Below are 25102 nucleotides of genomic sequence, written 5' to 3' on the forward strand. Positions count from 1 at the left end.
TTCAAACGGGGTTTTATTTTTAATGGTCTTTGAGTACCATTTTACTTAACTTGTTTTTTTGTAGTTATAAATCGCCAATGAATTCAAGACAATGGCAAAAATAAATAAGTAAAAAAGCTCACTTCCCACTTCTTGCAAACCGCTTCCTTTTAAAACAATAAGACGAACCACTTTTATAAAATGGGTTACAGGCAATAAATTCGATAATCAAGATTAGCGATAGAACCGGAAAAAATTTTGGTCATCATGATTCAAAAGATTTAGTCATTTCTCTCTTAGTAGAATCTTTCTTTTCATGCGCTGGAGTACTCATATTTAATAATTTACAGACAAATTTTATTTTTTTTTAAAGCACATAAACAACTGATATAAAACAAATTAAAACTTAAATAAACGATATAATTTCTCGTTAAAAAAGAATATCTTTACTTAAACAAACGAATGCCAGTAAACCGATTCTAGAGAAATTTACTTTTTACTAATTTCTAAGTGTTTTTTATGAAAACCAATTTTATCAGAATCCTGATTTTCTTGCTTTCTTTAAATGCATTTGGGCAAGCGCAGGAAAAAGAAATTAATCAGCAGCTGCAGACTTGGGTTTCTATCAATACAGTTGCCAAATTTGCCGACCATTGGGGATTGATTGGCGACTTTCATATCAGACGGAATGACTTTGTGTCCGATCCCAGTTTTTATTTTATAAGAGGCGGAATCAGCTATATTCCAAATTCAAATATTTCCTTAAATCTAGGATATGCACACATGTGGTTAGCGCCATCAAATCCTGACTGGAGTACTTTTTCTGATGAAAACAGGATCTATCAACAAGCGCAGTTAAACACAAAATTCGGAAATGTTAGCATTCTACAACGTCTGAGAAATGAACAGCGTTGGCAGGAAAAAATCGTCAATGATAGATCCAGTGGCGATTGGCGTTTCACCAATAGAATCCGTTACCTGATGAGTTTTACTTTCCGGATTTCTGATAAAAAATCGTGGCCGCAAATGGTTCTTTCAGATGAGATTCTGTTGCATTTTGGAGAAGAAGTCGTTTACAATACTTTCGATCAAAACCGCTTTTTTATCGGAATCAGAAAAAATATTAATCCGAAATGGAGTTACGATTTTGGTTATATGAATGTTTATCAGCAAAAATACTCTGGATATCAGTACGACATGAATCACACAATACGATTGTTTTTTTATCTGAATACCAGCATTAGAAAAAAAGCGCCTTCTGAAATTGAGAATTCTGGTGATGAATAAAAATTTGTTTCTAAACCAAAGTATTGTTAGACCTGAAAGATTCAAAAAACTCAAAAGCTCTTTTCTCAGCATATGAATATTCAGAATCACGTAGCGGAAAAGCACAATGTCCGCCATATTTAGGTGTTTCCAGATACACATATGCACTGTCTTTGGCAATCGTTCTCGGGTAACATCTTTCGCCCAAAAATGGATCGTCTAGCGAATTGATAATTAAAACCGGAATTGTAATATCTTTAAGAGAAAACTCTGGAGAAACACGTTCGTAATAATCGTCACGGCTCGCAAAACCATGAAGCGGCGCTGTAAAATATTGATCTACTTCGTCAAAAGAAGAAATATTATCAATCTGATCACGGTTGATGAAATCAGGAAATTGTGCCGCTTTATATTTCAGTTTCTTTTTAATATCAATGGTAAAATTCTTTAGATACACTCTATTAAAACCTTGCTTAAGCACTTCTGCGCTAGTAGCAATATGTGTTGGCACCGAAATAGAAACTGCAGCTTTTATGCGCTGATCGATTTTTGTCCAGCCCAAATAATTAAGCAATTGAACGCCACCCATCGAATATCCTATCAAATAAATATCTTCAATTCCTTTTTTCAAAGCAAACCGAACCACTTCGTCAAGATCGTCAACTGCTCCATGATGGTACAATCTTGGAAGTCGATTCATTTCTCCTCCACAAGTGCGGTTGTTCCAAGCAAAAACCGAAAAACCTTTCTGCAAAAAATAGGCTGCGCAACTGTTATTATATGTTCTTCGCGAATCACCTTCTAAACCGTGACATAAAATAACTGCTTTTTTTGAGCCATTTAAAATATAATCGATGTTGATAAAATCTCCGTCATTCAATTCATGCTTTTCTCTTGTATATTCAGGCACTTCAAACTTTTTAATCAAGGCAGCATATATGGTAGAAATATGCCTGTTGCGATGAATAATCGAAGGAGAATCATATTCTGAATGTTCAATTAGTGGCATAACAAAGAGTTTTGTGGTACTTTTTACAAAGCTAAGAAATCAATCAACATGTAATTTAATTCTTTCTTTTTATTTGTGCCCTTTTTTAATAATTTAACAGTATGTAAATTTAAAAAAGCAGTACTGATTCTAAAGAAAACTAATTGTTAAATATGCTGGAACACGGCTCAAGAAGCGCCAACTCAGGTCTGAATGTTTACTTTATTTGTATATTTGTAAAATCGATTTCAAAAAAGCAAAATCCTTTTAATGTTTGAATTTTTACCAGTAGATCCAAAAACCATTTTTCTGCTTTATTTCTGGGGTAATTTTTTTACCTGCATCCTTATATTCAGTTTTTCTTTTTCTTACGCTACTAGCGATAATCGAAAAATATTAAAATGGTTCGGTTTAGGTAAATTAATACTGACTCTTGCTTGGATATTGGCTCTTTTACGAAATATTATTCCCGACTTTGCTTCCATCAATATTGCCAATTCAATGATCTTTGGCGCCTGTTGCTTCGAAACCCTTGCCATGCTATCGCTCATTAAAGTACATGCAAAAAGGCAATTTCAAATTCAGATAGCTATTACAGCGGTTGCGATATTGCTTTTTAATATTTCGACGCTTTTTTATGCCACAATGAATACCCGTGTTATCCTTGGAGGGATTGGTATTTTTGCTATTTATTTATTGCCTACAATCATTTATTTCACAGAAAAAGAAAAAAGCTTTTTCAAGACTTTTTATGTTTTGTGCTACACAGGATTTGAAATTCTAATTGTCATACGAACAATTCACCGATACTTATATCCTCAAAATCTTATTATTTCCAACAATACTTTTGATAGTTTATACAGCATCTGTTTGTTTCTTCTTACTCTGATCGGAATTGTTGGCTTTTTGCTCTTGGTAAAAGAAAAACAAGATCATAAAATCAAAAAGCTTTTGAATGACAAAAACCAGTTCTTTTCTATTATCTCACATGACTTAAGAGGGCCTTTAGGATCATCGGTTTCTCTTTCCGAAATTTTGCTGGAAAATATAGAACAGTACAGCCGTGAAGAAATAAAAGAAATATCAGAACTGCTGCATGACTCAAATAAAAACATTTATAAGCTGCTCGAAAATCTTTTGGAATGGTCTAAAGTCCAAACCGGAATGATTACTTTTCATCCTAAAAATATATTGCTAAATGCTTTAATTGAGGAAAATATTGAACTAAGCAGAAATGTCGCTTTAAGTAAAAATATAGACATCAAATTTGAATCGGCTTTTTTGGTTGAGGCAGAAGTAGATAAAAACATGATTAGTACCATTTTGCGTAATTTGCTGAGCAATGCCATTAAATTTACAGGTAAGAATGGAGAAGTTAAACTAAAACTGATCAAAACTAATCAGAAAGCAGAAATCTCTATTACAGATAACGGAATCGGAGTTCCTGATTACATCAAAGAAAAGTTATTTAAAATCAACGGAAAAGTACTTCAGAAAGGCACAGAAAACGAACTCGGAAGCGGACTCGGATTGCTGCTCTGCAAAGAATTTGTAAACATTCATAAAGGAGAAATTTCAGTAGAAAGCGAACAAGGAAAAGGAAGCACATTTAGGTTTACGCTTCCTATTGTAAATTCCAATAACTAAAATTCCAAATTCCAATTCTCATTTTATGTCATTGCGAGGAACGAAGCAACCGCACTAGTAAAATTCCAAATTCCAATACTTAAATTCCAATTCTAAAAATTTCAAATTCCAATACTCATTTTTTGTCTTCCTGAGCGGAGTCTAAGGACACATATCGATGAGCACACAATAATGATTTTGCGCAAGATCCTTCGACTCCGCTCAGGAGGACAAACTATGTGTAATCCTCTAGGAAAAAATCTAAAATAAAAAATCCAAATCCCAGTTTAAATTGGAATTTGGATTTTTTTATTTGAAATTTTAGAAACGTTTAGTCTAACATAAAACTGACGCTAACATTTGCTGTAATTTCGATTTCTCCAATTGCTAAAGTTTCGTTTGAAGCTCCTCCCATTGCATCTGCTTCTTTCATTCTCATAGCAGCGTACATTGGCTGTGGGCGGTAAACTTGAGAGTTATCAGAGATTGTAAATGCCTTACCTACTTTTTGTCCTAAAACAGAAACGTATTCTTCAGCTTTTACTTTAGCATCTTTCATCGCTAATTTTCTAGCTTCAGACTCATATTGTGCTAATTTAGATGATTCAAAAGAAACTCTGTCGATTCTATTGATTCCTTGTTGAACCAAACCTTCCATTAATTCATCATACTTAGTCAAATCTTTTATCACGATTTCTACAGTTTGTGTAGCGTTATAAGAAGTTTTCTTTTTCTCATAATCGTACTGCGGATTAAGAGCTACTTGCTTTGTTTTGAAATCTGCTGTTGGAATATTCATTTTTTTGATGAATTTTAAAACAGCATCCATCTTTTCATCATTTTGTTTTTTAACATCCTTAGCATTATTCCCTTTTGTTTCAACAGAAGCTGAAATACAAACCTGATCAGGTGCTACTTTTACTTTTCCTTCTCCATTAACATTAATTAGAGGTATTTGTTTGATTTCTTGGCCGTAAGACATAGTCATAAACATGATTGTTAAAAATAATACTAGTTTTTTCATTTTTGTTAAATTTTAATGTTTAACAAGAGCATTCCAAAAGTTGTGCCAAGCTTACAGTTTTCCCAATTTTGCCATTCCAAAAAGTATCAAAATCGGAATTGCAAGCAGAATTACCATCAATGTATGGTCTGTAAATAATGATGGCATTTTTATCAAGGTAATTAAATAGCCGCCTATAGCACCTCCGAAGTGTGCCGTATGCCCAATATTGTCATTTTTGGCCTTCATTCCATAAATTGAGTACAACAAATACAAAATTCCGAAAAGATAAGCCGGCATCGGAATGACATAAAATATTCCAAGCATCATGTCAGGCTCCAATAATATTGCCGAGTACAGAACTCCAGTAACAGCGCCAGATGCTCCAACGGCTCTATAACTATAATCGTTCTTATGAAAGAGCATAGTAAGAAGGCTTCCGAAAATTAAACTTCCAAAATAGACCAAGATAAAAGAAAAATTACCAAGCCAACCCAAAACTACAGGTGCAAAAAAATACAAAGTCAGCATATTAAAAATCAAATGCATCATATCAACATGCAGAAAGCCAGAAGACAGCATTCTGATTTGCTCGCCAGAACGAATGCTTCCTACATGAAACTCGTATTTTCTAAAAAAATAAAGATCGTTAAAACCTTTGTAACTAATAACAACGTTCGCAACGATAATCGCTATTAAAATAATATTCATAAATAATAATTATTGTGAATGGTAAATATAATCATTCTTAAAGATAAGTTAGCAAGAAAGCAAAATATCAATCGCTAATCATTTTTAATTTATCTTTGTAAAAAAAATTTACATGCAATTTCTTGTTTATATTTTAGCCTACCCTTTACTTTGGCTCATCTCTATACTTCCCTTTCCTGTATTTTACCTATTCTCAGATTTTGTATATTTTTTAGTATATAAAGTTATCGGATACCGTAAAAAAGTAGTGCGCGAAAATCTGGCGCTTACTTTGCCTCATTTGAGTGATGCAGAAAGAAAAGTTGTAGAAAAGAAATTCTACAAGCATATGTGTGATATGTTCCTGGAGATGATTAAAACCATGAGCATGTCTCCTGAAGAAATGGAAAGAAGATTTCATGTAACCAATATTGATCTTGTTCGCGATTATGCTAAAAAGGGAAAAAGCGTGATTTTGGTAGCTTCACATTATGCAAGTTATGAGTGGCTTTTAACCATAAATCCTAAACTTGGTTTTCAAGGAGTTGCGGTTTACAAAAGACTAGCCAATCCTTATTTTGATAAATTAGTTAGAAAAATTCGCTCTAAATACAACACCGAAATGATTGAAACCCGAAAAGCGATTCCGACAATGGCAAAAAACCAGCGTGAAGGAGTTTTGAGCATGTACGGTTTAGCAAGTGACCAGTCACCAAAAATGGAAAGAATTTTTCATTCGATGAAATTTATGGGAGTTGAAGTTCCTGTACATACTGGCGCAGAAACACTAGCGAAAAAATATGATTTGGCTGTGATATTTGTGCAGGTTAAAAAAGTCAAAAGAGGCTATTATGAGGCTACATTTATTTCGCTTGCAGATAATCCGAAAGAATTTGAAAATTTCAAAATCACCGAAATGTATTTAAAAGAAGTGGAAAAACAGATTCTAGAAGCTCCGGAATTTTATTTGTGGACACACAAAAGATGGAAACACCGTATTGAATGATATTTAGAAAATAATTTAAATGAATGTCCGAAAAACAGCATTTGCTTTTCGGGCTTTTTCTTTTAAAACTGAATAATAAATATCTAAATACGCTCTCTTTATCTAATTTGATGTGTTTTTGTAATGATTTTTTTGAATGGATAAAAAAAGGAAACCATTTAAATTTGGTTCTTCTTCAATATCAAAAAAGAACCAAAAAATCATTAACCATGATCCAAAAACTATTTTTTTCATTTTTAGTATCTTTTCTCTTTTTTTCTGTCTTCGCTCAAAGTCCAAAACGAGGAATTGCTTACGGATACCACTCCCAAGCCGACATGCAAGCTTTAAAACCAGGCCTTTCTTGGTGGTACAACTGGTCGCCAGAACCTGATGCCGATTTAAAAGCCAATTATGAATCTCTTGGCGTTGAATTTGTCCCGATGGCATGGGGAAAAATCAGCGACAATGACGTACAAACTTTCATCAATAAAATAAAACCTGGAGCCAAATATCTTTTGGCGTTTAATGAACCTAATTTTACCGACGGTGCAAGATTAACACCGCAAGAGGCAGTAAATGCATGGGCAAATATCGAAAAAATTGCTGCTGCAAAAAATCTAGAAATTGTAAGCGCCTCACCTGCTTATAATGGCCCTAATAATTACGGAGGAATTTCTGATCCTGTTGTTTGGCACAATCAGTTTTTCCAATTATGCCCCAACTGTAAAGTAGATTATATTGCTTTTCATACTTATGATGCCACTGCTGGATCTGTGATTGGAGTAACAGGAATTTTAAAACAATTCAATCGTCCGCTTTGGATTACGGAGTTTGCCAATAGAGTTATACAGACCGCTGACGAAAAAACAGCTTTCATGAAACAAATTTTAACCAGCTATGAAAATGATCCAGATATTTTTCGCTATTCATGGTTTTCTGGAAGAGTAAATCCAACTTGGACCGATATGTTAGAAGGACAATTGTTAAGTGGTACAAGTGGTGTCCTAAGACCAATTGGAACTGAATATATTAATGTTCCTTACACAGCAAAAAAAATGAATATACCAGGTCGCGTTACTGCCAATAAACATTACAGAAGAAAAGGGACTGGTTTACAGGCAACAACAGATTCTGGAACGGGGCAAAATGTTTGTTTCATCAATGAAGGAGACTGGAACGAATTTATGCTGAATGTTGCCAATGCTGGAACCTACAACTTAACTTTTAGAGTGGCATCTCCCGTATTGACAGGCAAATTTGACATTCTAGTAAATGATGTTGTGGTAAAAGCCGATGAAACTTTTCCACCAACTGGAGACTGGCAGACTTTTGCTAATAAAACGGTAAATGATGTTTTTTTACCAAAAGGCGAGGTGTATTTGAAAATCAAATTCAAATCAAATGACTTCAATTTTAATTTCATCGATTTTGCTGTTGCCAATCTTGGCGTTAACGATAATGAGCTTGAAAAAGACAGTTTTACGATTTATCCAAATCCTGTAAAAACGCAAGCCACTTTACATATTAAATCAAATACTACTGAACCTTTAACGATCAAAATAATTGATATGAAAGGAGATGTCTGTTTTTCTTCTGCAGATTATTTTACGAATGAAGATATTAAAATTGGAGACAAGCTTCCAAAAGGAGTTTATATTGTAAACGCTTCGTATGGAAAGATTAAAAAATCGATTAAAATAATTAAGAACTAATTCATTCCTAACGGAATGAATTAGTTTTGACCAAACAAAAAGCTCTTTAGACAAATCTAAAGAGCTTTTTTTATTTTAAAAACTGAAAATCTTAAATTCCAGCAATTACTTTAATTTCATCAATAATTCGAAGTGCCAATTGATCTGCAGCTGCTTGAGAAGGCGCCTCAGTATAAATACGAATAATTGGTTCTGTATTAGATTTTCTTAAATGAACCCATTCTGTTGCAAAATCAATTTTTACACCGTCAATTGTCGAAATATCTTCGTTTTTATATTTCTCAGTCATTTGAGTTAAAATCGCATCAACATCAATTTGTGGCGTCAATTCGATTTTATTTTTACTCATGTAGTATTCTGGATAAGAAGCTCTCAAAGCAGAAACCGGCATTTTTTTGTTTGCCAAATGCGTCAAGAACAAAGCAACTCCAACCAAACTGTCTCTTCCGTAGTGCAATTCAGGATAGATAATTCCGCCATTTCCTTCACCGCCAATTACAGCATTATTTTTCTTCATCAACTCTACCACGTTTACCTCTCCTACTGCACTTGCTTCGTAGCTTCCACCGTGAGCGTTGGTAACATCTCTTAAAGCACGAGAAGATGACATATTAGAAACTGTATTCCCTGGAGTTTTGCTTAAAACATAATCTGCAACAGCAACCAAAGTATATTCTTCACCAAACATTTCACCGTCTTCGCTGATAAAAGCCAAACGATCTACATCTGGATCTACTACGATACCAAAATCAGCTTTTTCTTTTACTACTAATTCTGAAATATCAGTTAAATGCTCTTTTAAAGGTTCTGGGTTATGAGGGAAATGTCCGTTTGGTTCACAGTACAATTCTACTACTTCAACTCCCATTAATTTTAGAAGTTTCGGAATAATAATTCCTCCTGAAGAATTTACACCATCAACAACCACTTTAAATTTAGCTTCTTTTACTACTTCAATGTCAACCAATGGCAAGTTTAAAACTTCATCAATATGAATATCCATGTAAGCGTCATTAGAAATAACTTCACCTAAACTATCCACATCAGAAAAATCAAAAGCTTCTGCTTCTGCAATTTCAAGAATTTTTGCTCCATCAGCTCCGCTTAAAAATTCACCTTTAGCATTTAATAATTTTAAAGCATTCCATTGTTTTGGATTGTGAGAAGCTGTTAAAATAATTCCACCATCAGCTTTTTCCAAAGGAACAGCCACTTCAACAGTTGGCGTTGTAGAAAGTCCAAGATCAATCACATCGATTCCCAAACCAATTAAAGTATTCACTACTAAATTATGAATCATTGGTCCAGAGATTCTCGCATCACGGCCAATTACAACTGTCAATTTATCTTTAGCAATATTATTTTTCAAGAAAGTTCCGTAAGCGGATGCAAATTTTACTGCATCAACAGGAGTTAGATTATCTCCCACTTTTCCTCCGATCGTCCCACGGATTCCAGAAATAGATTTTATTAGAGTCATTTTTGTGAGTTAGGGTTATTTTTTTACAAATATAAAAAAGTTGCTGAGATACTAAGTTGCTAAGATTCTAAGTTTCTCCAATCATTGCGAAAAAACCAAAAAAATACTGAAATAACTAGATTTCAGCATATATCACTAATCGTACCTATGTGAAAGAGCAATAAACTAAATCGTACAAACCCAACAAATAGCACTCATACAAAAAACTTAGTACTTAGTATCTTAGTATCTCAGCAACTTTATATAAAAAGTTGCTGAGATACTAAGTTGCTAAGATTCTAAGATTTTAAATTTAACCTATAGGAAACTACTTGCATCTCGTTATTTTTATAACAAAATGATTTAAAAAAGTTTTTATACATTTACTAAAATAACTCAGAATCTTAAAAAACTTCGATTCTTAGAAACTTATAAAAAAATGAATTTCTTAGCCCATATATATCTTTCTGGAGACAATGATTTAATTAAAATCGGGAATTTTATGGCAGACGGAATTCGCGGAAAACAGTTTGAGCATTTTCCTGAAGATGTTCAAAAAGGAATTTTACTCCATCGATTCATTGATACTTATACTGATTCTCATGATATTTTTAGGAAAAGCACCAAACGCCTCCATGAGAGATATCACCATTATGCCGGGGTTATTGTAGATATTGTTTACGATCATTTTCTAGCCAAAAACTGGAAAAAATATTCAGATGAAAAATTAGAACTTTTTGTAAATCGATTTTATCATTCGCTTCACGATAATTATGAAATTTTAACTGAAAAAACTCAAGGCTTAATGCCATATATGATTGAAAGAAACTGGCTTGTAAGTTATCGCACAACCGAAGGAATTCAACATATATTAACTCAAATGGACAGAAGATCCAAAAATGTTTCTCAAATGCAGTTCGCTGTCGAAGAACTTACGGAATTTTATGATGAATTTGAAAAAGAATTTACACTCTTTTTTGAAGAAATGAGAGAACAAGCAAAAGGAAAATTACTTTCTCTTTAAGTCAATTTAATTTTATTAAACATGAAAAAAATTACATTTTTAATAGCACTTTTATATATAAGCAATAGCAATGCGCAACAGACAGCTACAAATCCGACTGGATTAGTTGTTACAAAAGCTATGGTGGTTTCTGCCCGCGAAGAAGCCTCAAAAATAGGTTCTGATATTATGAAAAAAGGCGGAAATGCTTTTGACGCCATGGTAGGAACCGAGTTGGCGCTTGCAGTTGCTTTTCCGTTTGCAGGAAATATCGGCGGCGGCGGATTTATGGTGTATAGAAAAGCCAATGGCGAGGTTGGTTCTTTGGATTATAGAGAAAAAGCTCCGTTGGCTGCTACAAAAGATATGTTTTTGGATAGCGAGGGAAATGTAATAAAAGGAAAAAGCACCCAGACAGCACTTGCCATTGGTGTTCCAGGCACAATTGCAGGCGTTTTTGCGGTTCATAAAAAATATGGCACAATGCCGATTTCTAAAATCCTTGAACCTGTAATCGCTTTAGCAGAAAGAGGTGTTGTAGTGACCAAAAAACAAGAAAAAAGCTTAAAAGATTATCACGAGAGCATTGTAAAAATAAATGGAGAAAATTCGCTTTTATCTGGCAATTTTAAAGAAAACGATACCATCAAATATCCAGCATTAGCCAAAACTTTAAGAAGAATCCAGAAAAAAGGAAGAAACGAATTTTATAAAGGAGAAACGGCAAAAATCCTAGTCAATTATCTAAAGGAAAAAGGAGGCATTATCACGATGCAGGATTTAGCGAAATACGAAGCCAAATGGAGAAAACCATTGCAATTTACTTATAAAGGTTTAAAAATTACATCAATGGCTCCTCCAAGCAGTGGCGGAATCTGTTTGGCTCAAATCTTAAAAATGCTTGAGCCGTATGATTTAGCCAAAATGGGGCATAATTCGCCAGCTGCCATTCAGGTTATTGTTGAGGCTGAAAGAAGAGCTTATGCTGACAGAAGCTACTTTTTGGGTGATCCAGATTTTGTCAAAATTCCGATGAAAGAATTATTAGATGAAAATTACCTTCGCGAAAGAATGGCTAGCTTTAATCCTGAAAAAGCGACTTTATCAAGCGAAATAAAAGAAGGAAAAGTGAATTATGCCGAAAGCACAGAAACTACACATTATTCAATTGTAGATCAATTCGGGAATGCAATTGCGGCTACTACAACACTAAATGACGGTTATGGATCAAAATATTATTGCGACGAGTTAGGTTTCTTTTTAAATAATGAAATGGATGATTTTAGTGCAAAACCAGGTTCTCCAAACATGTTTGGATTAGTTGGAAATGAAGCCAACAGCATTGCTCCGCAAAAACGAATGTTAAGTTCTATGACGCCAACCATTGTGGAAAAAGACGGAAAACTGTTTATGGTAGTTGGGACACCGGGAGGTTCAACGATTATTACTTCTGTTTTACAGACAATTCTAAATGTTTACGAATATAATCTAAGCATGCAAGAAGCTGTTAATGCTCCACGTTTTCATCACCAATGGCTGCCAGATTTAATTACTTTCGAACCCAATACTTTTGAAACAAAAACAATTGATCAGCTTAAAGCAAAAAACTATATCATCAACGAAAAACCAACTCCTATCATCGGAAAAGTTGATGCTATTTTGGTTCTACCAAACAAAAATCTAGAAGGCGGAGCTGATTTTAGAGGCGATGATAAAGCCGTTGGTTTTTAATAGTTCTCCGTTTTTATTTTTTTAATCTAACATTATGAACTAATTTTGTAAGAACGATAATTTTAAAACAGAATGCTAAAAAAATATTTCAGAAGACTCGAAAGCATTATTGCTTTGGCACAATCCTTAATGACTCCAAAGCAGTTTCTTTTTTTGTCGAGCGTTCTTATCGGAATATCTTGTTCCCTTGCCGTTATCGTACTTAAAACTTTCGCGCATAGTGTATTCTCATTTGCAACATACATTAATGGAATCCTGAAATTGAGTTTCATTAACAGTATTCTGCCTATTATAGGTATTACATTAACTGTTTTTGTAGTAAATAAAGTTCTTAACGGAAATATTCAAAAAGGAACTTCTCAAATACTTTATGCAGTTGCGAAAAAAGCCAGTATTATTCCTAGAAAGCAGATGTATGCTCAAATTGTGACAAGTTCGTTGACAGTTGGTTTGGGAGGTTCTGCAGGTTTAGAAAGTCCGATCGTAATTACAGGAGCTGCTTTTGGTTCAAATTATGCCCAAAATTATAAGATGCAGTATAAGGATCGAACTTTGCTGATTGGATGTGGTGTAGCTGCTGGAATTGCGGCTGCTTTTAACGCTCCAATTGCAGGTGTTCTTTTTGCTATTGAGGTTTTATTAGTAGATGTCAGCATTTCTGCTTTTACGCCTATTATGATTTCTGCAGCAACGGGCGCTTTAGTTTCTGCTATTGTTTTGGACGAAAGCATTCTTTTGAGCTTTAAAAAACAAGAAACTTTTGATTACCACAATATTCCGTTTTACGTTATTTTGGGAGTTTTAACCGGACTCGTTGCTATCTATTACTCGAGAAACTTTCAAAGGGTGGAGCATTATTTTGCCAAACAGCAAATTAACCCTTATAAAAAAGCTTTAATTGGCTCATCGTTATTGGCGTTATTAATTTTTATTTTCCCAACCCTATTTGGTGAGGGATACGAAAGCATTAAAACTTTATCTGAAACCGATCCTGGAAAATTGTTGGACAATACTTTATTTGCCGATTTTAGAAATAATCAGTGGGTTTTGCTTTTATTTATTGGCGCTACCATGATGGTTAAAGTATTTGCTTCGGGATTAACTATTGGAAGCGGTGGAAACGGAGGAAACTTTGCTCCTTCTCTATTCTTAGGCTCTTATCTAGGCTACTTCTTTTCTAAACTTGTAAGCATGGTAGGTTTATCTAAACTTCCTATCAGTAATTTTACAATGGTTGGAATGGCTGGAATTCTGAGCGGTTTATTTCATGCACCTCTAACTGCCATCTTCCTAATTGCAGAAATCACAGGAGGTTATGGATTAATGATTCCGCTGATGATTGTTTCTTCTATCAGTTTTGCCATTTCTAAACGTTACGAAAAATATTCACTTGACGTAAAAGGTTTAGCAAAGAAAGGACATGCCTTTACAAGCAACAAAGATTCAAACATTTTATCGACTTTAGATATCGACTCGATTATTCAATGCGATTATCTGACAGTGCATCCAGATGAAAATCTAACTAAATTGGTTGATCTTATTTCGCATTCGAACCAGGTTGTTTTTGCGGTTGTAAATCAAGAGAAAGATCTAGTTGGAGTTGTTCATTTTAATGATATACGAGAAATTATTTTTAATTCTTACCGTGTAAAATACACCTTTATCAGAGACGTAATGAAAGCGCCTGCTGCAACAATCTCTACACTCGACAGCATGGAAATTGTAATGCGTAAATTTGAAACCACCAAATCTGCTTTCCTTCCTGTTTTAAGAGACGGGAAATACCACGGATTTATTTCCAAATCAATAGCACTAGAAGCTTATAGAACAAAACTCCGTTCAATGACGATTGAATAAGCTTAATATCGGATACGTTAAAAATTTTATTTATCCGATATTAAAAAGTACCTTTGTAGGATTATGTTTAATATTGACCTAACATACAGAGAAGAATTTCAATCAACCTTTGATCGATTGTATCAAAAAAGGCAAGAACTGCAAAACAGCAGACCATTGCCTAATATTGCTTTGAATAAAATACGAGAAAGTCTTTCTCTCGAATGGACTTATAACTCTAATAGTATTGAAGGAAATACACTTAGCCTGAGAGAAACCCAAATGGTTATTCAAGAAGGAATAACCATTAAAGGGAAATCGCTTCGCGAACATTTTGAAACTCATAATCACGACAAAGCTATTGATTATCTCTACTCAATTGTCGATGAGAATTATAAGTTACGAAGTATTGACATTTTATCTATCCACGGTTTAGTAATGCGCTCTATCGAAGAAGATTTTGCAGGAAGAATTCGTAATGGAGGTGTCCGAATTTCAGGAGCTAATTCTATGCCACCAAATGCCAATAAAGTTTCAGATTATTTAGACGAATTAATTGAGTTTATCAATACAAATCCTTTAGGTTTAAACGATATAGAATTGGCAACAATTTACCATCATAAACTAGTCTGGATTCATCCTTTTTTTGATGGAAATGGTCGCACCGTTCGTTTGAGCATGAATTTATTATTGATGCGTTGCGGTTTTCCTCCTGCCATTATTTTAAAAAATGATCGCAAGAAATATTACGAAGCGCTTAATCAAGCTAATAATGGCAATTATCAAAAATTGACACTTTTAATGTGCCAAGCACTAGAAAGAACGCTCAATATTTATCTTGGCGCAATGCCTGGAAGCAATTATGATTATCAATCTATTCAAAACATTGTTAGTGAGCTTGACACCCCATACGGCCAAGAATATGTAAGTTTATTGGCCAGAACAGGAAAAATAGATGCTTACAAAGAAGGCAGAAACTGGTATACCACCAAAGAAGCCATCGAAAACTATATGGCAACCCGAAAAAGAAAACGCTGATTTTATATCAGCGTTTTTTGTTATTATTTGTAACATAAACTTTTGCTATCGAGCACTAAAAGAACAAATCAAAGTGGTAACTTTGCGTTTTGCTCAAAATTATGTTAGATAAAGACAATACTATTGAAGTTCTTGGTGCAAGAGTTCATAATCTAAAAAATATCGATATATCTATTCCGCGTGAAAAACTGGTTGTCATTACTGGTTTATCAGGTTCGGGAAAATCTTCGTTAGCATTTGACACGATTTACGCTGAAGGTCAGCGTCGTTATGTTGAAACTTTTTCAGCTTACGCAAGACAATTCCTTGGCGGTTTAGAGCGTCCTGATGTAGATAAAATTGACGGACTTTCTCCTGTAATCGCAATTGAACAAAAAACTACCAGTAAAAGTCCACGTTCTACAGTTGGAACGATTACCGAAATTTACGATTTCCTGAGACTTCTATATGCACGTGGTGCAGATGCCTACAGTTACAACACAGGCGAAAAAATGGTTTCGTACTCTGATGAACAGATTAAAGATTTGATTATTCAGGATTACAAAGGAAAACGAATCAATATTCTGGCTCCAGTTATTAAAGCCAGAAAAGGGCATTATGCAGAATTATTCCAGCAAATTACCAAACAAGGTTTTTTGAAAGTTCGTGTAAATGGTGAAGTTCAAGATTTGGTTGCCGGAATGAAACTGGATCGTTACAAAACGCACGATATTGAAATTGTTGTAGACAGAATGGTGATTGAAGATAATCCTGATACACAAAAAAGATTATCTGAAAGCATCAATACAGCGATGCATCATGGAGAAGATGTTTTGATGATTTTGGATCAGGATTCTAATGAAGTGCGTTATTTCAGCCGTAATTTGATGTGTCCATCAACCGGTATTTCGTATCAAAATCCAGAACCGAATTTATTTTCATTCAACTCTCCAAAAGGAGCTTGTCCGCATTGCAACGGATTGGGAACTGTACACGAAATTAATGTTAAGAAGATTATTCCGAATCCGAAATTATCAATAAAAGCAGGTGGTCTTGCGCCTCTGGGCGAATATAAATCTTCATGGATTTTCAAGCAATTGGAAACCATCGGGGAAAAATTCGGATTTAAAATAACGGATCCTATTGAGAAAATTCCAGAAGAAGCCATGCAAATGATTTTGTATGGCGGGAAAGATAAATTCTCTATCAACTCAAAAGATCTGGGCGTTACAAGAGAATATAAAATTGATTTTGAAGGAATTTCTAATTTCATTAAAAATCAATATGACGAAAGTGCCACAACAACTATAAAACGTTGGGCAAAAGATTTTATGGACGAAATTAACTGTCCTGTTTGTGAAGGTTCACGTCTTAAAAAAGAAGCTTTGTTTTTTAGAGTAAATGAAAAAAATATCACCGAATTGTGTGATATGGATATTTCAGATTTGACGGCATGGTTTTTAGATTTAGAAAACCATCTGACAGACAAACAGCTTTTAATTGCTTCTGAAGTTGTAAAAGAAATAAAAGACCGCTTGAACTTCCTTATGAATGTTGGTTTGAATTATTTGGCTTTAAGCCGAAGTTCAAAATCGCTTTCTGGTGGTGAAGCACAACGTATTCGTTTGGCGACACAAATTGGTTCGCAATTAGTGGGTGTTCTTTATATTTTGGATGAACCAAGTATTGGCCTCCACCAAAGAGATAATGAAAAATTAATTCAGTCGCTAGAGCAATTACGTGATATCGGAAATTCGGTTATTGTGGTAGAACACGATAAAGACATGATTGAAACTGCCGATTATGTAATTGATATTGGTCCAAAAGCAGGAAAATATGGTGGACAAATCATCAGCACAGGAACTCCGAAAGAAACATTAGCATCAAATACAATTACTGCTCAATATTTGAACGGTAAAATGAAATTCGACATTCCGAAGAAAAGAAGAAAAGGAAATGGTAAATTTTTAAAACTTACTGGAGCAACTGGAAACAATCTTAAAAACGTTTCTATTGAAATTCCGTTAGGACAGTTAATCTGCGTAACGGGTGTTTCTGGAAGCGGAAAATCGACTTTGATTAATGAGACGCTTTATCCGATTTTAAATGCTCATTATTTTAATGGCGTAAAGAAACCGCAACCGTATAAAAAGATTGAAGGTTTAGAACATATCGACAAAGTAATTGACATTGACCAAAGTCCGATTGGTAGAACACCACGTTCTAATCCGGCAACGTATACGGAAGTTTTTACTGAAATTAGAAATCTATTTACGATGACTTCTGAAAGTATGATTCGTGGTTACAAAGCGGGACGTTTTAGTTTTAACGTAAAAGGAGGACGTTGCGAAACCTGCGAAGGTTCTGGTGTTAGAACAATCGAAATGAACTTTTTGCCAGATGTTTACGTAGAATGCGAGACTTGTCAAGGAAAACGTTTCAACAGAGAAACTTTAGAAATTAGATATAAAGGAAAATCTATTTCTGATGTTTTGGATATGACGGTTGATGAAGCGGTTCCTTTCTTTGAAAACATTCCAAAAATTCACAGAAAAATCAAAACAATTCAAGATGTTGGTTTAGGTTACATTACACTTGGACAACAAAGCACAACGCTTTCTGGCGGTGAAGCGCAACGTATAAAACTAGCAGGAGAATTGTCTAAAAAAGATACCGGAAATACATTTTATATTCTTGACGAACCTACAACTGGATTGCATTTTGAAGACATTCGCGTTTTGATGGAAGTAATCAATAAATTGGTGGATAAAGGCAATACCATACTTGTCATCGAACACAATATGGACGTCATTAAACTAGCAGATTATATTATCGATATTGGTCCAGAAGGCGGAAAAGGTGGTGGGCAATTGGTTGCCAAAGGAACTCCAGAAGAAGTGGCTCAGAATAAAAAGAGTTATACGGCTAAGTTTTTAAAGAAAGAACTAGAGTAGAAACAACATCTTTGTCAAAGTTTAAAACTTTGACAAAGATTAAATCTAAAAAACTTTCAGTTTTACATACACTATACCCCTGATAATGAATCAAAAAACTAAATTTGATTATTATCCCAACATTACTTTTGGATTATAATTCCTGTTTTTTATAACAATTCTAGAAAAAAGCGTTAATTTAGTATCCGCTTTTTCTAAAAAATTCAAAGTTTTAAAGAAAGATCTTTAAATTAAACCAATTGTTTATTTGAAACCAACTACCCTAGCCCTGATGGGAGCGGCATCCTTTTGTGCTAGGGTTCAGCACAAAAGATATAGCGGACAGCAGGAACTAGCTCCTTCCTTCGACTACGCTCAGGATGACAAAAAAGACATAAATAAAATAATAAATTAAAATACCTAAAATGAGATTAGAAGATTTTGATAATGATGAAGATAAAGTAATTCAGGATCGTTTAAAGCAAAAAACGTGGAATGAAATTAAAACCAATGACAGCTGGGCAATTTTTAAAATTATGTCTGAGTTTGTAAATGGTTACGAAGCAATGGGACGTATTGGTCCTTGTGTTTCTATTTTTGGATCGGCAAGAACAAAGCCAGATGACAAATACTATCAATTGGCTGAAAAAATAGCTTATAAAATCAGTAAAGCAGGTTACGGTGTGATTACAGGAGGTGGTCCCGGAATTATGGAAGCTGGAAATAAAGGTGCGCATTTGGGCGGAGGAACTTCGGTTGGTTTAAATATCGAACTTCCGTTTGAACAGCATTTTAACCCCTATATTGACCACGATAAAAACCTCAATTTCGACTATTTCTTTGTGAGAAAAGTAATGTTCGTAAAATATTCTCAAGGGTTTGTGGTAATGCCAGGAGGTTTCGGAACTTTAGACGAAATGTTTGAAGCCATCACTTTGATTCAGACTAAAAAAATTGGAAAATTCCCTATTATTCTAGTTGGAGTTGAATTCTGGTCCGGTCTGATTGACTGGGTTAAAACGGTATTGGTTGAAAAAATGCATACCGTAAGCCCTGAAGATTTAAATTTATTTAAAATCGTAGACACAGAAGACGAAGTTGTAGAAGCATTGGATAAATTCTACAAAAAGTACGATTTAAGTCCGAATTTCTAATTTTCAAAACCACATAAGTGATATAAGTCCATTTAAAAGTATATTTTTAAGCTTTGCGTTAAAAACACTTTTATCACTTATATGGTTAAATTATATTGCAAATACGCAAAAATTGAGAGCTGTTTTTTTAAACAGCTTTTTTTATACTATTTTTACAAAAATCCGTAACTTCATTATGTCCGTACATAAGTATGTCTGATAATTTTTAAGCCATTATTTGAAAGCACTTTATAAAATTATTTGCCTCATTATAGTTTTATCATTTTCGATAGAACTAACTGCACAACATCAATCTAAGATGGAAGTGGCGGTAAATCTTGAGCTTAAGACACTGAATATAAAACAGGATATTACGTATCATAATACTACAAACGACACTCTGGTTTCGATTGTTTTGAATGATTGGAATAATGCTTTTGCAGACAAAAACACGCCTTTGGCAAGACGTTTTTCTGATGAGTTTTACAGAGGTTTTCATTTGGCGAAAGCGGTAGATCGAGGAAAAACTACTATTATAAATCTAACCGAAACCAATTTTTCGGCTCTGGAATGGGAAAGAAGCGCCGAAGATCCTGATTATATCACTGTACGATTGAATCGTAAACTTCTACCGAACGAAAAAATCGATCTGCACCTTAATTATATTGTAAAAATACCAAATGATAAATTCACTCATTTTGGATTTGATCAAAATGGTGGCATGTTATTAAAAAACTGGTTCTTAAGTCCCGCTCGTTTTGAAAATGGACTTTTTGTCAAGTACAATAATTTCAATCTGGATGATATTGCAAATGCAGTGAGTGATTATGAGGTGGAAATTAAAATTCCGAATCAGTATTCTATAACTACCGATTTAAATCCAGTTTCCAAAGATTCAACCAATCAGAGCTATAATATTTATTCTTTTTCGGGCAAAAACAGAACCGATTTAAGTCTTTATATCGAAAAGCAAAATAGTTTTAGGATCTATGATAATGGCTCTTTGCAAGTTCTTACGAATTTAAGAAATAAGAAAATAGACGAATTTCAAAAAGCTATTATTATCAATCGAGTGGTTTCTTATGCTGAAAAATTTATTGGCAAGTACCCACATGAGAGAATTACCGTTTCTCAGGCAGATTATGACCGAAATCCGTTTTATGGTTTAAATCAGCTGCCTTCGTTTATTAGTCCATTTGAAGATGATTTTATGTTTGAGATTCAATTTTTAAAAACTTTTTTAAATAATTATCTCAAAAACAGTCTGCGTTTAGATCCGAGAAAAGACAATTGGGTTTATGACGGAATCCAGATTTATACCATGATGAAGTATATGGAAGAGCATCATCAGGATGAAAAAATGCTGGGAAGACTTTCGGACATGAAACTCTTTAAAAGCTATAACATTACCAATCTTACTTTTAACGAACAATACAGCTATTACTATATGCTGATGGCTCGTAAAAATCTGGATCAGCCGCTTGGCGACCCGAAAAACACGCTTATAAAATTTAACGAACAGATTGCCAGTAAATACCGCGCTGGTTTAAGTTTGAGTTATTTAGACGATTATCTTAATTATGATATTGTGCCTAAAAGCGTAAAAGAGTTTTACAATCTTAACCAATTTGGACAATCGAACCGTTATGATTTTGAAAAAATCTTAACTCAAAAAAGTCCAACAAATATCGACTGGTTCTTTAAAACTATAATCGATTCCAGAGATATTATCGATTATAAATTTTCGAATGTTTCGAGAACTGCAGACAGCGTTACATTTTCGGTTAAAAATAAAACTGGGATCTATGCTCCTATTCCGATTTACGGAATTAAAAAGAAAGAAGTTGTTTTTAAAGAATGGATTGAACCTACCAAAAAAGATTCTGTTTATGCATTCAGCCGAAAAAATGCAGACAAAATTGTCATTAATTACAATAATGAAGTTCCGGAGTACAACCAGAGAAACAACTGGAGATCTCTAAAACATGTTGCGCTGAATCGTCCTATAAAATTTAATTTCGCTAAAGATTTAGAAGATCCAGATTACAATCAGATTTTATACATTCCGACATTAAATTATAATTATTATGATGGTTTCACGCCTGGAATCCGTTTTCATAATAAAACTATTTTAGACAAGCCTTTTAATTTTGATATTAATCCGGCCTACTCAATCAAGGCAGGTACAATTTCGGGTTCATCGGCTTTTTCATGGAACCAGTATTACAGAAACAGCACCTTATATAATGTTCGCTATTCTATCAGTCAAAACTATTTTCACTATGCGCCAGATGCCACTTATTTGAGATTAAATCCGATGGTGGTGTTCCGCATTCGTGAAAAAGATTTTAGAGACAATAGAAAACAAGCGTTTATGTTCCGACAGGTTATGGTAAACCGTGAAGCGAGCAGTTATATTACAGATAATTCAGAACCCAACTATTCTGTTTTCAACGCACGTTATTCCAATACCAAAACTGAATTAATTGATCATTTTAATTTTATGACCGATTTGCAGTTTTCTAGCGGATTCGGAAAAGTTTCGGGAGAAGTAGAATACAGAAGATTATTCGAAAATAATAAAAAGTTAAATTTAAGGCTATTCGCTGGAAGTTTCTTGTACAACACAACAAACTCAGATTATTTTAGTTTTGGTTTAGACCGTCCAACAGATTATTTATTTGATTACAATTTGTTTGGAAGATCAGAAAGTACGGGATTTTTTAGTCAGCAATATGTAATTGCCGAAGGAGGTTTCAAGTCACAATTAGAGCCTTCATACGCTAACCAATGGATGACAACTCTAAACGCAAGTTATGCGATATGGAACTGGGTAGAACTTTATGGAGACATTGGTTTTTTGAAAAATAAGCATCAAAATGAGTTCTTTGCTTACGATTCTGGAGTGCGTTTAAACCTTGTTCCTGACTACTTTGAACTCTATTTTCCTGTTTATTCTAATAACGGATGGGAAATATCACAACCTAAATACAATGAAAAAATACGATTTATCATCACATTTTCGCCAAAAACGTTAGTTACTCTTTTTACCCGAAAATGGTTTTAATCAAATAAAAATTAAACAAAAACTTGCGAAATTATCAATAAAATTAAATTACATATAAAAATAACATAAATAAAATACGTAGTTTTTAGATTTGAATACAAATAATTAAATTATATTTAGTTCAAAGAATTATGATTATTGATTGTTTTTAAGTAATTTCGCGACATAAACAACATGACCCTACAAGATTATGATAAAAGAAAAAACCAATACTACACTGACATTTGAAGATTTCAAAACTGAGGTATTGAATGACTATAGAATTGCGGTTACAAGCCGTGAATGTAGTCTTTTAGGTCGAAAAGAAGTATTAACAGGAAAAGCTAAATTTGGAATTTTTGGCGACGGAAAAGAAGTTCCGCAGCTGGCAATGGCAAAAGCTTTTAAAAACGGAGATTTCCGTTCTGGATACTATCGCGACCAAACTTTTATGATGGCTATCGGCGAATTGGACGCTAAACAGTTTTTTGCCGGTTTATACGGTCACACCGATTTAGCTTTTGATCCGATGTCTGCAGGAAGACAAATGGGAGGACACTTTGTAACGCACAGTTTAAACGAAGATGGTTCTTGGAAAGACTTAACAAAACAAAAAAATTCAAGTTCAGATATATCTCCAACAGCTGGTCAGATGCCAAGATTGCTTGGTTTGGCTCAAGCATCAAAAATTTACAGAAACGTTGACGGAATTACAATTAAAGACAAATTTTCTGTGAATGGAAATGAAGTAGCTTGGGGAACCATTGGTAACGCCAGTACTTCTGAAGGTTTATTTTTTGAAACCATAAACGCTGCAGGAGTTCTACAAGTTCCGATGGTAATGAGCGTTTGGGATGATGAATACGGAATCTCGGTTCACGCTAAACACCAAACGACTAAAGAAAATATCTCTGAAATTTTAAAAGGATACCAACGCGATGAAGATTCTAAAGGCTATGAAATCTTTAGAGTAAAAGGTTGGGATTATGCCGAATTAGTTTCTACTTACGAAAGAGCTGGAGCAATTGCACGCGAAGAACATATACCGGTTTTAATTCACGTAAACGAATTGACTCAACCGCAAGGCCACTCTACTTCTGGTTCTCACGAACGTTACAAAAGTGCAGAAAGACTGGCTTGGGAAAGAGATTTTGACTGTATTCGTCAAATGCGTCTTTGGATGATTGCCATTAATATCGCTTCTCCAGAGGAATTGGCAGAACTTGATTTCGAATTAAAGAAAGAAGTTTTAGAAGCTAAAAAAGAAGCTTGGAATAACTTCATCAATCCTATTATTGACGAACAAAAGAATCTCTTAGCTTTATTGGAGCAAATTGCTGAAGCAAGCATCAATCATAAAGAAAGAATCAAAAAATTAATTTCTGAATTGGCTGCAATTAAAGCGCCTTTAAAAAAGGAATTATTAGTTTATGCTAGAAAGATCCTTCGTTTTATTGAAGTGCCAAATAGCAAAGTTCTTTTATCAAATTGGATTACAAAATTCTTGAATGAAACTCAAGAAAAATTCAGCAGTAATCAGCATTCGGAATCGGCTCAAAATGTATTTTCTGTACAAAAAGTTCTTCCTAAATATGCAGAAAATGCAAAACCAGATTTGGATGGAAGAATGATTCTTCGTGATAATTTTGATGCGTTGTTTGCGAAATATCCTGAAACTTTAATTTTCGGTGAAGATGTTGGAAACATTGGAGACGTAAATCAAGGTCTTGAAGGCATGCAGGAAAAATACGGAGAACTTCGTGTTGCCGATGTCGGAATTCGTGAAGCGACTATTATTGGTCAGGGAATCGGAATGGCATTGAGAGGATTACGTCCGATTGCTGAAATTCAGTATTTAGATTATTTATTGTACGCTATTCAGATCATGAGTGACGATTTAGCTACATTGCAATATAGAACTGTTGGAAAACAAAAAGCGCCATTAATCATTAGAACTCGTGGACACCGTTTGGAAGGAATTTGGCATTCTGGTTCTCCAATGGGAATGATTATCAATGCGATTCGCGGAATTCACGTTTTGGTTCCAAGAGACATGACGCAAGCAGCTGGTTTCTACAACACTTTGTTAGAATGTGACGAACCTGCTTTGGTTATCGAATGTTTGAATGGATACCGTTTAAAAGAGAAAACTCCTCTAAATTTTGGTGAATTCAAAACGCCAATTGGAGTTGTAGAGACTTTAAGAGAAGGTTCAGATATTACTTTAGTTTCTTACGGATCAACTTTAAGATTGGTTATGCAAGCCGCTAATGAATTAGCAGAACAAGGAATTGACTGCGAAGTTATTGATATTCAATCTTTACTTCCGTTTGATGTTAGCAAAGACATTGTAAAAAGTATTGCCAAAACCAACCGTCTTTTAGTAATCGACGAAGATGTTCCTGGAGGAGCTTCAGCATTCATTTTACAGCAGATTTTAGAAGAACAAGACGCTTATAAATATCTGGACAGCAAACCACAAACGCTTGCTGCAAAAGCCCACAGACCTGCATACGGAACGGATGGAGATTATTTCTCCAAACCTTCTGCAGAAGATATTTACGAAAAAGTGTACGATATGATGCACGAAGTAAATCCTTCTAAATATCCAGCTTTATATCAATAAAAATACGATTTAGATATTAAAAACGCTCCAAGATTTGGAGCGTTTTTTTGTTTTTATATACTTGGA

At 34.2% G+C, this 25102-nt stretch carries 16 protein-coding genes; 12 read left to right on the plus strand and 4 right to left on the minus strand.

The annotated features are described in order from the left end of the window. Positions 1-498 precede the first annotated feature (498 nt). Positions 499-1266, plus strand: coding sequence for a DUF2490 domain-containing protein (locus FF52_RS18285; RefSeq protein WP_008467873.1), 768 nt, complete (start codon positions 499-501; stop codon positions 1264-1266). Positions 1267-1276: 10 nt separating this feature from the next. On the opposite strand, the gene FF52_RS18290 is transcribed toward FF52_RS18285, so the two are convergent. Then, positions 1277-2254 (minus strand): YheT family hydrolase, encoded by a 978-nt coding sequence (locus FF52_RS18290; protein WP_008467874.1) that lies wholly within the window; start codon positions 2252-2254, stop codon positions 1277-1279. 249 nt (positions 2255-2503) lie between these two features. Here FF52_RS18290 and FF52_RS23205 point away from each other — a divergent pair, with 249 nt between their 5' ends. Further along, positions 2504-3880: a sensor histidine kinase gene (locus FF52_RS23205; protein WP_008467875.1), complete on the plus strand. Its 1377-nt coding sequence runs from the start codon at positions 2504-2506 to the stop codon at positions 3878-3880. A 310-nt stretch (positions 3881-4190) separates the two neighbouring features. Here FF52_RS23205 and FF52_RS18300 read toward each other — a convergent pair whose 3' ends face one another. Both FF52_RS18300 and FF52_RS18305 read right to left on the minus strand, forming a co-directional pair. After that, positions 4191-4883 carry an SIMPL domain-containing protein gene (locus FF52_RS18300; protein ID WP_008467876.1) on the minus strand — a complete coding sequence of 231 codons (693 nt, stop codon included), beginning with the start codon at positions 4881-4883 and terminating at the stop codon, positions 4191-4193. A 51-nt stretch (positions 4884-4934) separates the two neighbouring features. Further along, complete coding sequence (locus tag FF52_RS18305) at positions 4935-5573, minus strand: rhomboid family intramembrane serine protease (protein WP_008467877.1); 639 nt, start codon at positions 5571-5573, stop codon at positions 4935-4937. A 112-nt stretch (positions 5574-5685) separates the two neighbouring features. On the opposite strand from FF52_RS18305, the gene FF52_RS18310 reads away from it, so the two are divergent. Together FF52_RS18310 and FF52_RS23210 are read left to right on the plus strand one after the other, a co-directional pair. Next, on the plus strand, positions 5686-6558 hold the full coding sequence (locus tag FF52_RS18310; RefSeq protein ID WP_008467879.1) for a lysophospholipid acyltransferase family protein: 873 nt from the start codon (positions 5686-5688) through the stop codon (positions 6556-6558). Positions 6559-6767: 209 nt separating this feature from the next. After that, positions 6768-8252 carry a glycosyl hydrolase gene (locus FF52_RS23210; protein WP_192811816.1) on the plus strand — a complete coding sequence of 495 codons (1485 nt, stop codon included), beginning with the start codon at positions 6768-6770 and terminating at the stop codon, positions 8250-8252. Between the two features lie 91 nt (positions 8253-8343). On the opposite strand, the gene glmM is transcribed toward FF52_RS23210, so the two are convergent. Then, positions 8344-9732 (minus strand): phosphoglucosamine mutase, encoded by a 1389-nt coding sequence (gene glmM, locus FF52_RS18320; protein ID WP_008467881.1) that lies wholly within the window; start codon positions 9730-9732, stop codon positions 8344-8346. A gap of 418 nt (positions 9733-10150) precedes the next feature. Between glmM and FF52_RS18325 the strand changes: the two genes are divergently transcribed. The 8 genes from FF52_RS18325 to FF52_RS18360 all read left to right on the plus strand — a co-directional run bounded on the left by FF52_RS18325 (position 10151) and on the right by FF52_RS18360 (position 25036). Further along, a complete protein-coding gene (locus FF52_RS18325; protein ID WP_008467882.1) occupies positions 10151-10735 on the plus strand; it encodes an ACP phosphodiesterase in 585 nt (194 codons plus the stop codon). Positions 10736-10756: 21 nt separating this feature from the next. Next, the gene (gene ggt / locus FF52_RS18330) at positions 10757-12445 is read left to right on the plus strand and encodes a gamma-glutamyltransferase (RefSeq protein ID WP_008467883.1); all 1689 of its coding nucleotides are present in this window, start codon (positions 10757-10759) and stop codon (positions 12443-12445) included. 72 nt (positions 12446-12517) lie between these two features. Next, positions 12518-14302: a chloride channel protein gene (locus FF52_RS18335; RefSeq protein WP_008467884.1), complete on the plus strand. Its 1785-nt coding sequence runs from the start codon at positions 12518-12520 to the stop codon at positions 14300-14302. 63 nt (positions 14303-14365) lie between these two features. Further along, entirely contained in the window at positions 14366-15319 is a 954-nt protein-coding gene (locus FF52_RS18340) for a Fic family protein (protein ID WP_008467885.1), read from the plus strand. Between the two features lie 101 nt (positions 15320-15420). Further along, entirely contained in the window at positions 15421-18252 is a 2832-nt protein-coding gene (gene uvrA / locus FF52_RS18345) for an excinuclease ABC subunit UvrA (RefSeq protein ID WP_008467886.1), read from the plus strand. Between the two features lie 404 nt (positions 18253-18656). Further along, the gene (locus FF52_RS18350; RefSeq protein WP_008467887.1) at positions 18657-19385 is read left to right on the plus strand and encodes a TIGR00730 family Rossman fold protein; all 729 of its coding nucleotides are present in this window, start codon (positions 18657-18659) and stop codon (positions 19383-19385) included. Positions 19386-19683: 298 nt separating this feature from the next. Then, positions 19684-22431 carry a hypothetical protein gene (locus tag FF52_RS18355; RefSeq protein ID WP_008467889.1) on the plus strand — a complete coding sequence of 916 codons (2748 nt, stop codon included), beginning with the start codon at positions 19684-19686 and terminating at the stop codon, positions 22429-22431. Positions 22432-22621: 190 nt separating this feature from the next. After that, positions 22622-25036 (plus strand): alpha-ketoacid dehydrogenase subunit alpha/beta, encoded by a 2415-nt coding sequence (locus tag FF52_RS18360; RefSeq protein WP_008467891.1) that lies wholly within the window; start codon positions 22622-22624, stop codon positions 25034-25036. The last annotated feature ends 66 nt before the right edge of the window (positions 25037-25102 follow it).

Origin of the sequence: Flavobacterium sp. F52, from assembly GCF_000278705.1 — a bacterium.
Taxonomy (GTDB): domain Bacteria; phylum Bacteroidota; class Bacteroidia; order Flavobacteriales; family Flavobacteriaceae; genus Flavobacterium; species Flavobacterium anhuiense.

Coding starts and splice junctions, on each gene's coding strand:
- FF52_RS18325 (WP_008467882.1), top strand. CDS start 10,151: ATGAATTTCTTAGCCCATATATATCTTTCTGGAGACAATGATTTAATT.
- FF52_RS18335 (WP_008467884.1), top strand. CDS start 12,518: ATGCTAAAAAAATATTTCAGAAGACTCGAAAGCATTATTGCTTTGGCA.
- FF52_RS18350 (WP_008467887.1), top strand. CDS start 18,657: ATGAGATTAGAAGATTTTGATAATGATGAAGATAAAGTAATTCAGGAT.
- FF52_RS23210 (WP_192811816.1), top strand. CDS start 6,768: ATGATCCAAAAACTATTTTTTTCATTTTTAGTATCTTTTCTCTTTTTT.
- FF52_RS18360 (WP_008467891.1), top strand. CDS start 22,622: ATGATAAAAGAAAAAACCAATACTACACTGACATTTGAAGATTTCAAA.
- FF52_RS18290 (WP_008467874.1), bottom strand. CDS start 2,254: ATGCCACTAATTGAACATTCAGAATATGATTCTCCTTCGATTATTCAT.
- FF52_RS18340 (WP_008467885.1), top strand. CDS start 14,366: ATGTTTAATATTGACCTAACATACAGAGAAGAATTTCAATCAACCTTT.
- ggt (WP_008467883.1), top strand. CDS start 10,757: ATGAAAAAAATTACATTTTTAATAGCACTTTTATATATAAGCAATAGC.
- FF52_RS18285 (WP_008467873.1), top strand. CDS start 499: ATGAAAACCAATTTTATCAGAATCCTGATTTTCTTGCTTTCTTTAAAT.
- FF52_RS23205 (WP_008467875.1), top strand. CDS start 2,504: ATGTTTGAATTTTTACCAGTAGATCCAAAAACCATTTTTCTGCTTTAT.
- FF52_RS18300 (WP_008467876.1), bottom strand. CDS start 4,883: ATGAAAAAACTAGTATTATTTTTAACAATCATGTTTATGACTATGTCT.
- FF52_RS18355 (WP_008467889.1), top strand. CDS start 19,684: ATGGAAGTGGCGGTAAATCTTGAGCTTAAGACACTGAATATAAAACAG.
- glmM (WP_008467881.1), bottom strand. CDS start 9,732: ATGACTCTAATAAAATCTATTTCTGGAATCCGTGGGACGATCGGAGGA.
- FF52_RS18310 (WP_008467879.1), top strand. CDS start 5,686: ATGCAATTTCTTGTTTATATTTTAGCCTACCCTTTACTTTGGCTCATC.
- FF52_RS18305 (WP_008467877.1), bottom strand. CDS start 5,573: ATGAATATTATTTTAATAGCGATTATCGTTGCGAACGTTGTTATTAGT.
- uvrA (WP_008467886.1), top strand. CDS start 15,421: ATGTTAGATAAAGACAATACTATTGAAGTTCTTGGTGCAAGAGTTCAT.